The sequence below is a fragment of the Alteromonas sp. ABH4_452 genome (assembly GCF_056311825.1).
In genome coordinates this window covers 397,779-410,509 of record NZ_CM149973.1, presented here as the reverse complement: position 1 = coordinate 410,509, position 12,731 = coordinate 397,779, and the positions used below count along the sequence as shown (strand labels likewise).

Annotated in this window: 14 protein-coding genes and 1 pseudogene; 9 read left to right on the top strand and 6 right to left on the bottom strand. The window is 44.4% G+C overall.

The window, feature by feature from the left end; genetic code table 11:
* Positions 1-17 precede the first annotated feature (17 nt).
* Positions 18-410, bottom strand: coding sequence for a hypothetical protein (locus ACYX4N_RS01805; RefSeq protein ID WP_476055409.1), 393 nt, complete (start codon positions 408-410; stop codon positions 18-20).
* Between the two features lie 384 nt (positions 411-794).
* Here ACYX4N_RS01805 and ACYX4N_RS01800 point away from each other — a divergent pair, with 384 nt between their 5' ends.
* From ACYX4N_RS01800 to ACYX4N_RS01770, 7 genes are all read left to right on the top strand, one after another.
* Positions 795-1,655, top strand: a complete 861-nt coding sequence (locus ACYX4N_RS01800; protein WP_476055408.1) for a DUF3014 domain-containing protein — start codon at positions 795-797, stop codon at positions 1,653-1,655.
* The gene (locus ACYX4N_RS01795) at positions 1,642-2,268 is read left to right on the top strand and encodes a DUF1285 domain-containing protein (protein ID WP_476055407.1); all 627 of its coding nucleotides are present in this window, start codon (positions 1,642-1,644) and stop codon (positions 2,266-2,268) included. Before ACYX4N_RS01800 ends, ACYX4N_RS01795 begins: the two co-directional genes overlap by 14 nt.
* Positions 2,269-2,479: 211 nt before the next feature.
* Positions 2,480-3,772 carry an amidohydrolase family protein gene (locus ACYX4N_RS01790; protein ID WP_476055406.1) on the top strand — a complete coding sequence of 431 codons (1,293 nt, stop codon included), beginning with the start codon at positions 2,480-2,482 and terminating at the stop codon, positions 3,770-3,772.
* A gap of 24 nt (positions 3,773-3,796) precedes the next feature.
* Positions 3,797-4,384, top strand: coding sequence for a YqaA family protein (locus tag ACYX4N_RS01785; protein WP_474856737.1), 588 nt, complete (start codon positions 3,797-3,799; stop codon positions 4,382-4,384).
* Positions 4,385-4,555: 171 nt separating this feature from the next.
* Positions 4,556-5,017, top strand: coding sequence for a hypothetical protein (locus tag ACYX4N_RS01780; protein WP_474856738.1), 462 nt, complete (start codon positions 4,556-4,558; stop codon positions 5,015-5,017).
* A 20-nt stretch (positions 5,018-5,037) separates the two neighbouring features.
* Positions 5,038-5,226: a hypothetical protein gene (locus ACYX4N_RS01775; RefSeq protein ID WP_476055405.1), complete on the top strand. Its 189-nt coding sequence runs from the start codon at positions 5,038-5,040 to the stop codon at positions 5,224-5,226.
* Between the two features lie 116 nt (positions 5,227-5,342).
* Positions 5,343-6,146, top strand: coding sequence for a DUF1206 domain-containing protein (locus ACYX4N_RS01770; RefSeq protein ID WP_476055404.1), 804 nt, complete (start codon positions 5,343-5,345; stop codon positions 6,144-6,146).
* 52 nt (positions 6,147-6,198) lie between these two features.
* Here ACYX4N_RS01770 and tusA read toward each other — a convergent pair whose 3' ends face one another.
* From tusA to rph, 3 genes are read right to left on the bottom strand one after another with little or no spacing between them, the layout of a single operon-like run.
* On the bottom strand, positions 6,199-6,459 hold the full coding sequence (tusA, locus tag ACYX4N_RS01765) for a sulfurtransferase TusA (protein WP_474803396.1): 261 nt from the start codon (positions 6,457-6,459) through the stop codon (positions 6,199-6,201).
* Complete coding sequence (gene pyrE / locus ACYX4N_RS01760; protein WP_476055402.1) at positions 6,449-7,090, bottom strand: orotate phosphoribosyltransferase; 642 nt, start codon at positions 7,088-7,090, stop codon at positions 6,449-6,451. The genes tusA and pyrE overlap by 11 nt, the downstream gene beginning before the upstream one ends.
* A gap of 57 nt (positions 7,091-7,147) precedes the next feature.
* The gene (gene rph, locus ACYX4N_RS01755; protein ID WP_025257195.1) at positions 7,148-7,861 is read right to left on the bottom strand and encodes a ribonuclease PH; all 714 of its coding nucleotides are present in this window, start codon (positions 7,859-7,861) and stop codon (positions 7,148-7,150) included.
* A gap of 300 nt (positions 7,862-8,161) precedes the next feature.
* Between rph and ACYX4N_RS01750 the strand changes: the two genes are divergently transcribed.
* Together ACYX4N_RS01750 and ACYX4N_RS01745 are read left to right on the top strand one after the other, a co-directional pair.
* Complete coding sequence (locus ACYX4N_RS01750; RefSeq protein ID WP_476055401.1) at positions 8,162-9,025, top strand: YicC/YloC family endoribonuclease; 864 nt, start codon at positions 8,162-8,164, stop codon at positions 9,023-9,025.
* Positions 9,026-9,273: 248 nt separating this feature from the next.
* Positions 9,274-9,390: pseudogene (locus ACYX4N_RS01745) on the top strand (DUF4143 domain-containing protein); the annotation flags it as partial.
* Positions 9,391-9,454: 64 nt separating this feature from the next.
* Here ACYX4N_RS01745 and ACYX4N_RS01740 read toward each other — a convergent pair.
* Positions 9,455-10,960, bottom strand: coding sequence for a tryptophan halogenase family protein (locus ACYX4N_RS01740; protein WP_474803390.1), 1,506 nt, complete (start codon positions 10,958-10,960; stop codon positions 9,455-9,457).
* Positions 10,938-12,629, bottom strand: a complete 1,692-nt coding sequence (locus tag ACYX4N_RS01735; protein WP_476055400.1) for a tryptophan halogenase family protein — start codon at positions 12,627-12,629, stop codon at positions 10,938-10,940. The genes ACYX4N_RS01740 and ACYX4N_RS01735 overlap by 23 nt, the downstream gene beginning before the upstream one ends.
* Positions 12,630-12,731 lie beyond the last annotated feature (102 nt).

The window sequence follows — 12,731 nt, the reverse complement described above, 5'->3', positions numbered from 1 at the left end:
ATAATGACAGTTATACGCTATGCGAGGTTTTCAGGTTCATTCACAAGATGAAGTGGAGGGCGGTGATTTTTATATCGCACTGCGTTGGCTAAAACCAACAACGAAGCAATAGAAAAAACGGTGTACACAAGAGCAGCGACCCCCATTCCAGTTGCTATCCATAACAGTGGGAAAACCAGCAACCGAGGCCCTTCTACAGCAAGTGCAACTTTTGCTCTCGACAAGATAAAGCCATTTTGTATGCCCATAACAACCACGGTTATTACAGTAATTAGTTGATGATGCGGTGGCAGACTATGCATATTCAAAAACAGGTAAAGCATTATCCCTAGTGCAATAACGTATTGTATAGCAGTGTACCGTGTAACGGCTCGGTGTAACTTTGGATGATATGATTTGAATTTACTCACGCTTACTATCCTACAAGGGCACATTTAGGTAACACTGGGACTTAAGGACTCAAAATGTTAGTTAATTACTGTAAATAGCAGTGCTCTAGCATTTGCTTTTCAATGATTAATCAACACATTAGTACACAAAGCTCCAAATGTTAAACAATTGTTTTAAAAATTACTTTCACGTTTACATTGTATGGCGAACTGGAAGATCAAAAAAATGGGGAGTTCCCACTAATTTTTGGATGAAAACAAATCGGAAACTGTCTTTTAAACGTTAAAATCTGTTCAGAATAAGGAATTTGAATTTTGAGGGAACATTTCTCTTGATTGATTTTCTAATTTTGGGTGTTATCTCTGGTAGTATTACCGAAAGGATATTTTTGTAGCGGAGTCATTATGAGCGAATCGTCAGAAAAGAAATCGTTAGGCCCACATTTTATTATTGTCGGCATCCTTCTTATTGTTATTCTGGCTGTAGTTTTTTGGCCAAGTGACGAAGAGCCTGAGCCAGTCATTACGCCTGAACCTGAAGTGACCGAACCGGAAGTCACAGCACCGGAAGAGCCAGAGATTTTTGAACCTACTCAACCAGCACCCACCGTTGAGCTTGAAGAAAAAGACGACGTTGAGCCACTTCCAGAGCCCGTTGAGCCTGATCCAGAGCCATTAGATACTAGCGATCCAGCAGTCAAAGCGTCATTAATTGAAAGTTCTTCTGCAAATGAAGAAACCGTAAACCGTATGCTGGTTAACGAAGGTCTTATTCAACGGTTTGTTGTCTCTGTAGCTAATCTCGCGAATGATGAGATGGCGCCAAACCATCAACTACTTACGCCGCCAGAACAAAACTTCCGGGTTTATTCTCAAGCGGGAAAACAGTGGATTGATGCTGCAAGTTATAAACGATATACGCCCTATGTAGATATGCTGGAGTCGTTCGATAATGAAGCGCTGCTTAATATCTACGGTATTTATAAAGACGATATCCAAGCGAAGTTTGCAGAAATTGGTAGTCCAGACCAAGACTTTAACAGCGTATTACTAAACGCCATCGACCAGTTACTTGATACACCAGAAGTACCTGTTCCTGTCGAGGTATATACAGATTCGGTAGCTTATAAGTATGCAGACGATCGTTTAGAAAGCCTTAATGAGCCGCAAAAGCAGCTACTGCGTACCGGACCAGACAATATGCGTCGTATTAAAGCGAAACTACGCGAATTGAAAGTTTTGGTAGAAGAGCGTGGATCTAACTAGGTTTCAACATCAGCTTAAGGGCACGTCTTCAAAGGCGCGCCCTTTGCCCCCCGTTGACCAATGGAATCCAGATTTTTGTGGTGATATTAATTTGACGATAGCCCTTGATGGCCGATGGTTTTACGAGGGCAGCCCGATAGGGCGGGCAAGCCTGGTCGAGCTTTTTGCCTCTGTTCTGAAGCGAGAAGGCGATAAGTACTTTTTAGTGACACCTGTCGAAAAGGTAGGGATCACTGTTGAAGACACGCCCTTTCTCATTACCCAGTGGCATATAGAAAAGAATAAATGCGGCAAGGCGAGTGAAGTTGAGCAAGAAGGTGAATCTGCTAGCTGCAGCACCTATGTGTTTACTACACAAACCGGCGACATTATTCCCTTAGAGTGCGCAGATCAGCTAGAACTTCGAGTTCCACCAAAAGCTATTCAGGACCCCCAGGCAACACCTATTCCTTACATTCGCGTTCGTAGAAACCTATGGGCAAGGCTACATCAAAACACTTATTACCAGCTGTTAGAACAAGCCGAAGAGTCATCGGATGGTTCGAATACGCAATTTAGTATTCAATCTAGCGGTACGACCTTCGTATTGGGCGAAATACTTCAAACGCCCTAATTCGCGTTTTCTATTCTCACGTTACTGATGGATAAGCAACTTATGGTTACGCTACTAATGTTGCACAACTATTTTGCGTCTGTAACTTGGACTTACTATTAAAATATTTGTCACCATCAAGATGTCATTAACAGCACTTTATTTTGCGTTATTTCTTTATGTGCATTACATTCGATGTAGTCTATAAAACAATCAAAAGAAGACCTACATCATGAAAAAGCCTTTGCTCACCCTTGCGATTACCAGCGCACTAATCTCATCACCTTTTTCTGCGGTTGCCGATACCCTTATACATGCGGGAAAAGTGTTTACTGGCACCTCAAAATCACTTCAAGAAAAAATGACCATTGTTATTGAAGGCAACAAAATAGCAGAGATAAAGAAAGGGTTTGCTAAGCCACAAAAAGGCGACACCGTTATCGATTTAAGCGCTTCAACGGTTATGCCCGGTCTAATGGATATGCATGTTCATTTATCGTCGCAACACGGCGGGCCGCAAACCTACTTAGAGCGTTTTTCACTTAATGAAGCCGATTACGCATTGCGTGCAGCAAACTACGCAGAAATAACCCTAGACGCAGGCTTTACCACAGTGCGTAACCTTGGTGATGGCTATAACGAAACCGTGGCTTTAAGAAATGCTATTGCGAAAGGCTATGCTACCGGCCCACGTATTTACACGGTAGCTAAATCTATTGCGACTACAGGCGGACATGCTGACCCAAGCAACGGTATGTCTCACTTACTTCGACCAGATGTAGGCCCAAAGCAGGGTGTAGTTAACGGCGAAGTTGAAGCCCGCGAAGCGGTACGTACCCGTTATCAAGATGGTGCCGACCTAATTAAGATTACTGCAACTGGCGGCGTACTAAGCGTAGCCAAAAGTGGCCAAAACCCTCAGTTTATGACCGACGAATTAGAAGCTATTGTCGATACAGCAAAAGATTACGGTATGACTGTGGCTGTGCATGCTCATGGTAAAGAAGGCATGAAACGCGCAATAGAAGCAGGAGTAGATTCTATTGAGCACGGTACCTACATGGACAATGAAATTCGCAAGCTAATGAAGAAACACGGCACCTACTACGTGCCTACTATCTTGGCTGGGAAGTTTGTAGCAGATAAAGCCAAGATTGATGGCTTTTTCCCTGAGCTAGTTCGCCCTAAAGCAGCAGCCATCGGCCCCTTAATTCAAAATACCTTTGAACAAGCGCACAAAGCGGGCGTAAAAATTGCTTTTGGTACAGACAGTGGTGTATCGGCCCATGGCGATAATGCACAGGAATTTTCTTTAATGGTTGAAGCAGGCATGAAACCCGCTGACGCACTTCTTAGTGCTACCGTTAATAGCGCAGATTTACTGGGTATAAGCGACATTTTAGGTACGTTAGAACAAGGTAAGTTAGCAGATATTGTTGCTGTTCAAGGCGACCCGCTTGACGATATATCACTTATGGAAAGCGTGTCTTTTGTGATGAAAGACGGGGTAGTTTACAAGCAGTAAAACAATAAAAGTGGTAGAGGTTACATGGCACTAGGTAAAAAGGTTAAGCACAAAACCAAAAAGCTTATTGACTCTAAACATATGTTAAAGGGCATTACCTTAGCGTCATTTTTAGAATCGACCATTGTTCCTATACCGCTTGAAGCTGTTATGGTGCCGTTAATGCAAGCTAGACGAGAGTCGCTATGGAAAATTGCATTAATGGCTACCGTGGGCTGTGTGATTGGCGCTGTTTTCGGCTATGCTCTTGGCTATTACCTTTTCGACCTTGTTGGCCAGTGGGTGATTGATACCTTCTTTAGTCAAGATCAGTTCGACAGCGTTAAACAACAAATGCAAAATCAAGGCTTCTGGTTTGTGATGACGCTAGGCATTGCGCCTATTCCTTTTCAAGTGGCCATGTTAGCTGCTGGCGCCACCCAATACTCACTCCCGCTATTCCTTTTAGCCACGGTTATTGCCCGCGCTATTCGCTACTTTGGCCTTGCGGTAGTGGTGTATTACGCAGGTGACAAAGCCGAGCAACTTATAAAACGCTACAAGATGAAAGCTGTCTTCGCTATTACGCTGGTGGTAGTTTTATTGTGGTGGCTGTCTAATATGCTCTCCTAATTGAAGAGCCTTTTCGATTTGAGGGCGCTAAAGCTATCAAAATAGCATCAACCAAATCGTGTGAGCTCCCCCTAAATCCCCATTTCAAATTACGCTAATAGATTTTTTGAACTTTACATTTGATAATGATTCTTATTTGCACTAATGTTATAAAAAACAGGAGGTGCTTATATGAATGTTCAACGTTTATGCCCAGTTTACAGAAAGTGGCTACAGCTAAACCCTTCAAGCGCACGAGAGCATCGCTTAGCAATGCAGGCACAAACGCAGAAAGCCCATCAACAGGGTAAGTTAGATTATGCCAGAGAGTTAGGTTATCAAGCCTTTGAAGCGGCTAAAGCTATTCTCAACGCGCTGCAGCCCACATCCTCTCAAAAAGTGAGCGCTGTGCAAGAAGATGTACTCGCGTTTGGCACTATGGGCATGTACTTATCTTCTTTACTTGCTCAAGAGCACAAAAAACAAGAATCTCACGCAATTTTGCAGGAGTGCCAACAGCAGCTAATTGCCATACTGCCTTTGCATGCCACTAACCCATCTGTATGCAGGCTTATATCCGCCATTCAGCACACGCTTGAGCAAACCTATGAACCTCAAATTAGCAGGCAACTTGCGTCTGCTGCCCTGCATTAAATAAAAAGTTGAAGGAGAGAATGATGATGTCGAAACAAATCCCAAATGAAGACGGCTTTGTCTCTTTAAGCGTAAGAGCATCTGTTCTTCAAAAAATGCTTAAAGGTGAAGTTCTGCACATGACAGACGTTCACTGCAACTGTGCTCACAGCAAACGTACGCTTCAAAACCTGCTGCTAAAAGCCGTTGCAGACAGTTCAGAACGTTAACCTTAAACGCTAGCTAGAAAGCGTAAAATACAGACGGGAGCAAAACGGAACATAACTTGATATAGGATAAATAACTAAGCCGTTTTTATTTTGCAATTAAGCTATGAGAGGACACCGTGGAACCTTCGTCTAAATGGAAAGAGATAACCGCTAGAGCGGGGTATAGCGCCAAGACAGTCATGTACGTTATGCTTGGTGTCTTCATTCTTACATCTGTATTTACTGCGCTTAACCGTGAAAAAGCCTCTCAGTCCAATGTCTTTCTTACACTTAAAGAGCAACCACTCGGGCAGATCTTATTAGGCATTCTAGTTCTTGGCTTAGCATGCTATGCCTGTTGGCGTTGGCTTCAAATTTTTATTACCGACAAATCTGACGACGACAGCTGGTTCATTCACATCATAAATAAGCTGTTCTTCTTTATATCAGGCGCGTTCTATTTTGTTGCGGCTTACGCGGGAGGTAAAACCTTATTAGAAATACAAAGTAGCTCATCATCGCAAGGGAGCGGAAAGAAAGTGAGTGAATTTCTAATGCAATACGAGTGGGGCCTGTGGCTTGTGGCCGCAATCGGACTTTGCATCATCATATTTGCCGTTATGCAGTTCAAACATGCTTACACTGCTGACTTTCTAAAGAAATTTTCACTACACGCTTTAAATCAGCGCATTAGAAAGAGTGTGAAAGTAACCGGTCGCCTAGGGTATACCGCAAGAGGGGTCGTTTATTCCTTAGTAGGTGGCTTTTTTATCCTTGCCGCCATATTAAGTAACCCATCCCAAGCGGGTGGATTACAAAAAGCACTAGAAACCTTGATGAAGCAGCCCTTCGGCCCTTATCTCATTGCCGCAGTAGGCGCAGGCTTTGTTATGTTCGGCCTTTATTGTGCGTTAGAGGCGAAATACAGAAAGGTAGAGTAGGAAATTTAAATGGAAGGCGCTAAGAGCCTAAATTTGAATGATAAAAGGGCGCTTAAGCGCGCCCTTTTTTAATAACATATTGATAAGGCAAGGTCTCTGTTTGAGACGCTACCAACGTATGGTCCATAAAACGGCAAAAGCTAGGAATATCTCTTGCCGTTGAGGGATCGTCAGCCGTGACCGATAAGGTTTCCCCATCGGCCAGCTTACGAATATTTAAACGCACCATCATCACTGGCTCAGGGCAACGTAAACCTAGCGCGTCTAAATGCTGAGTTGCCGCGCTGAAGGCGCCATCAAAATCAGATGCCATAGTTTTCACGGTAGGCGTTAATGGCACTGATTTCATTTTCAAAACCGCCTTTCTCAGTCAGATAAGCCACCACATCGGCCAGCGATACGATAGAAATCACCTGAGTGCCAAAATCACGTTCTACTTCTTGAATAGCTGACAGTTCACCATTACCGCGCTCTTGTCTGTCTAATGCGATCAATACGCCAGACAAACTTGCCTGCTGCTGTTCAATTAATGTCATCGATTCACGAATAGCGGTACCCGCTGTGATCACGTCATCCACCAGCATAACCTTGCCTTCTAGTGGGCTGCCAACTAAATTGCCGCCTTCACCGTGGGTTTTTGCTTCTTTACGGTTGAAGCAATAAGGTACGTCAAGGTTGTGGCTATCGGCCAGTGCTACGACAGTAGTCGTCGCAATAGGAATGCCTTTATACGCTGGACCAAACAGTACATCGAACTCGACACCTGCATCCATTAGCGCATCAGCGTAAAAACGCCCTAGCTTGGCCAAATCGCCGCCGCGATTAAACAAGCCTGCATTAAAAAAGTAAGGGCTAACGCGGCCAGACTTTAAAGTAAATTCGCCAAATTTTAGTACGCCACGTTCAATGGCAAACTCGATAAAATCACGCTGAAACGCTTTCATGATGACCTCTTAATTACTAACTAATACGTAGGCGTTAAATACGCTTAATTGCCTCGCTTACGCAAGCGCCGCTTTTTGAATATCGAATAATTCGCGTAAGCCATGCTTACCAATTTTCAATAATTCATCAAGCTCTTCAAACGAGAAGGGTTCACCCTCAGCAGTACCTTGAACTTCAATCAGTTTACCGGTTTCGGTCATCACTATGTTCATGTCTGTTTCAGCTTCAGAGTCTTCAGTGTACTCAAGATCAGCGATTGGCGTACCTTCATAAATGCCCACCGAAAGTGCAGCAATCATGTGCTTAAGCGGGTTAGTTTTGATAATGCCTTTTGCACGCATATAGGTAAGCGCATCAACAAGAGCAACACATGCACCAGTAATAGAGGCCGTGCGCGTACCGCCATCGGCTTGAATAACGTCGCAGTCTAACGTAATGGTGTTTTCACCAAGAAGTTTTAAATCAATCGCCGCGCGAAGTGAGCGCGCAATTAGACGTTGAATCTCTAGCGTACGACCACCTTGCTTACCACGGGCCGCTTCACGACCGCTACGCGTATGGGTTGCACGTGGAAGCATGCTGTACTCTGCGGTAACCCAACCTTTACCTTGGCCTTTCATAAAGCGTGGTACACCTTCTTCCACCGTCGCATTACACAACACCTTAGTGTTGCCAAACTCTACTAAAACAGAGCCTTCTGCATGGCAAGTGTACTGGCGAGTAATAGTAACAGGGCGAATTTGACTGGCGGTTCTGCCGCTTGGACGCATAGTGTTCTCCACAACGTAAATGCTTAAAAAAGGTAGCGCTTTACAGGTTTTTCGTGCGATATGGGAATAGAAAGCTCAATTCGCGGTCAAACCCTGTAAATTCGATGTAGCTACGAAATTGCGCCTAAGTATAACGCATTACCCGCAGCCGTTAAAAACGAACTTTACATGTTTGCTTATTGAATTACCTAAATGTGCGCTAATATACAAAATACAAGAAAACCTGCTGTAGAAATTCACGTATACAACACGACGTTCGGGTTGTTTTTGCAGGCTTTCAGTTAAATTTAAAGGACATTTATGATTTACAGCATGACAGCGTTTGCACGCGTAGAAACGAAAAAAGAGTGGGGCTCAGCCGTATGGGAAATACGCTCGGTAAACCAACGCTTTTTAGAAACCTATTTTCGCTTACCGGAACAGTTCCGCTCGTTAGAGCCGGTTTTGCGCGAGCGTTTTCGTAAAAAGCTAGCGCGAGGCAAAGTTGAATGTGCACTTCGTTTTACTGCTAACGATGCTGCTGTAACCAAGTTAAGCCTAAACGAAGAACTGGCTAAACAAGTGCTTCACGCTGCCGACTGGGTGCAGTCACATGGTCAGTCTACCGGCGTTAACCCGCTTGATGTTTTGCGCTGGCCTGGCGTAATTGCTGCTGAAGAAACTGATATGGATACCATTCACGGCGACGTAATGGCAGCGTTCGATCAAGCGTTAAACGACTTCATCAGTGCTCGCGCTACAGAAGGCGAAGCCCTTAAAGGTATGATCACGCAGCGCCTAGACGCCATTGAAGTTGAAGCGGAAAAAGTAGCTGCCCGTATGCCTGAAATTATGGTGTGGCAACGAGAAAAAGTGCAAACCCGCTTTGAAGAAGCAAAGGTAGAGCTTGAAGCAGGCCGTTTTGAACAAGAAATGATTATGCTTGCGCAAAAAGTGGATGTTGCCGAAGAACTAGATCGCCTAAACGCCCACGTCAAAGAAACACGCAATATCCTTAAAAAGGGTGGGGCAGTGGGTCGCCGTTTAGATTTCATGATGCAGGAATTTAACCGCGAATCAAACACATTAGGTTCAAAATCTATCAGTACTGACATCACACAATCGGCAGTTGAACTTAAAGTATTGATTGAGCAGATGCGCGAGCAAATCCAGAATATTGAATAGGTTCGTGGGTAAAAAGCTACCCGACCAAAGACGTCTTAAAAGCCCTGTTGTTTGCTTGTAAATACAGGGCTTTTTTATTTTTCCCGTCCAAATCGGTTTGCAGATGTCCGTCTTCTCGAAACTCGGTTTTGGTAAGTCGTTTGGATCGGGTGTTGATATGTCGAGTGTATCGACACACAAGAAAGTCATGTCGAAAAAACAGAAAAAAATCGACATAAACTGACCCGATAGTTCATTTATGTCGATAAAAATGTAATCCAAGCAAAACTTTTAAGTTAACCGGTACACAAGGCTCTTCAGCGCTAGAGCAAACCAATATTTTGATGCCTTTGTATTACACGCAGTATTTACCTGAGAGATGGTAAAAGCGAGTTGCTAGGCTCACTGTTAACACGCGACCTGTCGCCAACAACCAACGCTCCTAATAATTCATTTTAAATACTGTGTTAAGAAGGCCTCGTGCGAGGGGAGTTTAGCTACAAGGTTTTCCACCTGCTGCTTTAAACCCGCCATAAATTGCTTAAGCGACTGTTCACTCATTTCATCGGCAACGCGGTGATATTGCTTGGGCGTCATACCTTGGCCCATCAATACTTGCGTCCAAGAATCGACACGAAAAATGTCTCCGTCGTCTAAAAACACGCGGCCAGACTCGGCAAACAAAGCTAATTTGTGTTTGAGTGACGGCGGAATATCCATGCGCTGACACTGCTGCCAAAAAGGGCTGTCCTCACGCTGTGTCACCTTGTAATGCATAACAATAAAATCGAGTATGGCCGACATTTCGCTATCAAACTTGTTGTTGTATTCATCGATTGCGCTTTGGGTGATACCATCAAAAGGGAATAAACGCATTAAGCGTATAAGGCCAGTCATGATTAAATGAATGCTGGTCGACTCCAGTGGCTCAATAAAGCCACTGGATAGCCCTAGCGCTACGCAGTTTTTATTCCAACCACGCCTACGTTTACCAGGCGTAAAGCGAATCACTCTCGGCTCATTAATTGGCGCACCTTTTACCTGCGATTTGAGTGTATTAATGGCGTCCTCATCGCTCATAAAGCGGCTACAAAATACCAATCCGTTACCCATGCGCTCTTGAAGCGGTATCTGCCAACGCCACCCCGCTTCGTGCGCCACACTTTTGGTGTATGGCACAGGTGGGGCAGGAAGCTCTGTTTGCATGGCTACTGCTCTATCGCAAAATAAATAGTGCTGCCAATCGTCGTATCCAGTATGAAGAGCTTGTTCAATAAGCAGTCCTTTAAAGCCTGTACAGTCGATAAAGAAGTCACCGTTTACCACTTCACCGCTTGCTAATTGTAGGGACTGGATGTTGCCTGATTGCGGGCAAACAACGACCTTTTCTATGTCTCCTTCCTTGTGCGTTACCCCAGCTTCGCAAGCTAACGATTTTAAAAATCGACCGTAGGCGACGGCGTCAAAGTGATAAGCAAAGTTAAGCGGCATAGCTTCTGATGTAGCAAATTTATTCTGCTTAGCGGCAATCAGTTCAGGGCAATAATCACCAAATTCACCACCAAATCCGTACTCTTTAGCCCGCAGCCAAAAATGGTGAAACTCGCCAGCCCAACACTCTCTTCCGGTAATACCAAAAGAATGGATATAGCTGTGACCTTGTTCACGCCAATTTTCAAACTCTATACCCAGTTTGAACGTAGCTTGGGTAGCGCGCATAAAGGCTTTTTCGTCTATACCTAGCAACTTATGAAAGGTTCTAATCGGCGGAATAGTAGCTTCGCCAACGCCCACAATACCAATATCTTTTGATTCGACTAGCGTAACCTTTATCGACTTACCCAAAAGCCGGGCCAACGCCGTGGCCGCCATCCATCCTGCAGTACCGCCACCTGCAATAACAACGTTCTTAACGGGCGTTTGATTGTTACTGCTATCTAAACCCGATACGGCCATATGAGGTGTCCTTTTTATCTGAAGAGGAATTGTTATTTAAATTTGTAGCGCGATCACTTTCACTTGAAGCGCAAGTGTGGCCATTGTCCTGACGTTGAGTATGCGAGTGAAGATGCTTCTGCTCATTGTAATAGCGCTTTGCAATATCTTTGAGCAGCGCATTATTAGTCGGTAGCCCCTGCAGATAGCTATTTTTAGTCTGTTGTAACGTTTCACTAAGATGCAGTGCTTTACACTTATCTTTTTCGTTTAAACGTAGTGGCGGCCCAAACGTAGTAAAGCCCATCCCGTACAACACGTATTGGTAGCTGGCAGAGGGAAAAATCTCTTCGTTCTCGATAAGATCTAAGCGTGAAGGTCTTTGATACTTCCATAGTTTAAGCAGCTCAGCAAGTGAGTCAGGAATTGAAGCATCACTTCTCTGTGCTACCCAATAAGGCTCTTCTCTATCGCTAAGCACATAATGTAGCTTCAAAAAGTCGATGACTCGCTGCCAGCGGTATTCAAAGCGCGTGTTGTAGCGTTTACTAACTATTTCCATGTGATCTTTATTATGCGGAAAAGCTTCACATAGCATACGTAAGCCAAGCTCAACCATTGCAATGGCTGATGCTTCTAGCGGTTCAACAAAACCCGAAGACATACCCAAACTTAAACAGTTTTTTACCCAGAACTTTGACCTGTAGCCAGGCTCGAAAGATAGCTTGCGAAAAGCAAGTTCATGCTTGTCTGCACCAGGGTAACGTTCACAAACATAGTCAATAAGGACCCGCTTTGCCTGTTCTTCATTTGTGAATTGGGAAGAATAAACCAGACCGGTACCTCGCCGATGCTGCAATGCAATATCCCACGTCCACCCGCAGGTTTGTGCAGTAGCCACAGTGGTACTTTTTATTTCGTTATCATTTTCTGTGTAAGGAACTTGCAAGGCTATAGCTCTATCGTTAAGCATAGCGTGCTTGACGGGTATCCACTGAACATTGAAATGTTTATCAATAAGCAAACCGCTGCTTCCGGAACAATCGATAAACAAGTCGCCGAACACCTCTTGCCCACATTCTGTTACTACTTTTTCAATGTAGCCATTTGGATGTGAAGTGACCGAGGCAATATGGCCTATAACGTGTTCAACGCTCAGCTTGTCTACACAATGCTTTTTCAATAAATCAGCGAGCTTTGTAGCGTCAAAGTGGTAACCGTAGTTAAGTACATGAGCATAGTCGGGCGTGGCAATTTGTTTGGGCGCCTTGCCTGCTGCACACATTGCCGATTGTAGCGAAAAGGCATCTTCGTATGGCATGTCGGGCGCAAGAGCTTGCCAACAAGCATGAATATCAAGTTCGTTGTAGCCCGTTGGAATAGTGAATGGGTGGTGATAGCGGTGTCCGCCTTTACGCCAATTCACAAAACTAGAGCCTTGCTTAAAAGCACCTTGGCATAGGGTTAAAAACTCAGATTCATTAATGCCAATATCCAAAAGAGTATCGCGAAGTGACGGCCATGAACCTTCACCAACGCCGATGGATGAGATAGTAGGAGATTCAACAAGGGTAACCGAGTGTTTTGCGCTAAGCTTCGCTGCAAGAACGCCAGCAGCAAGCCACCCTGCAGTACCACCTCCAACAATGACGACCCGATGTAGGCCGCATTGGTTTTGTGAATTACTCATAAGACGATAACCACGCTATCTTGAAAAGCTCAGTTTCTGTCACGTGCCGAAGCTGTTTGTATACTATTCAAACAGCACTATGACAAAAAAGCCCGCTAAAGC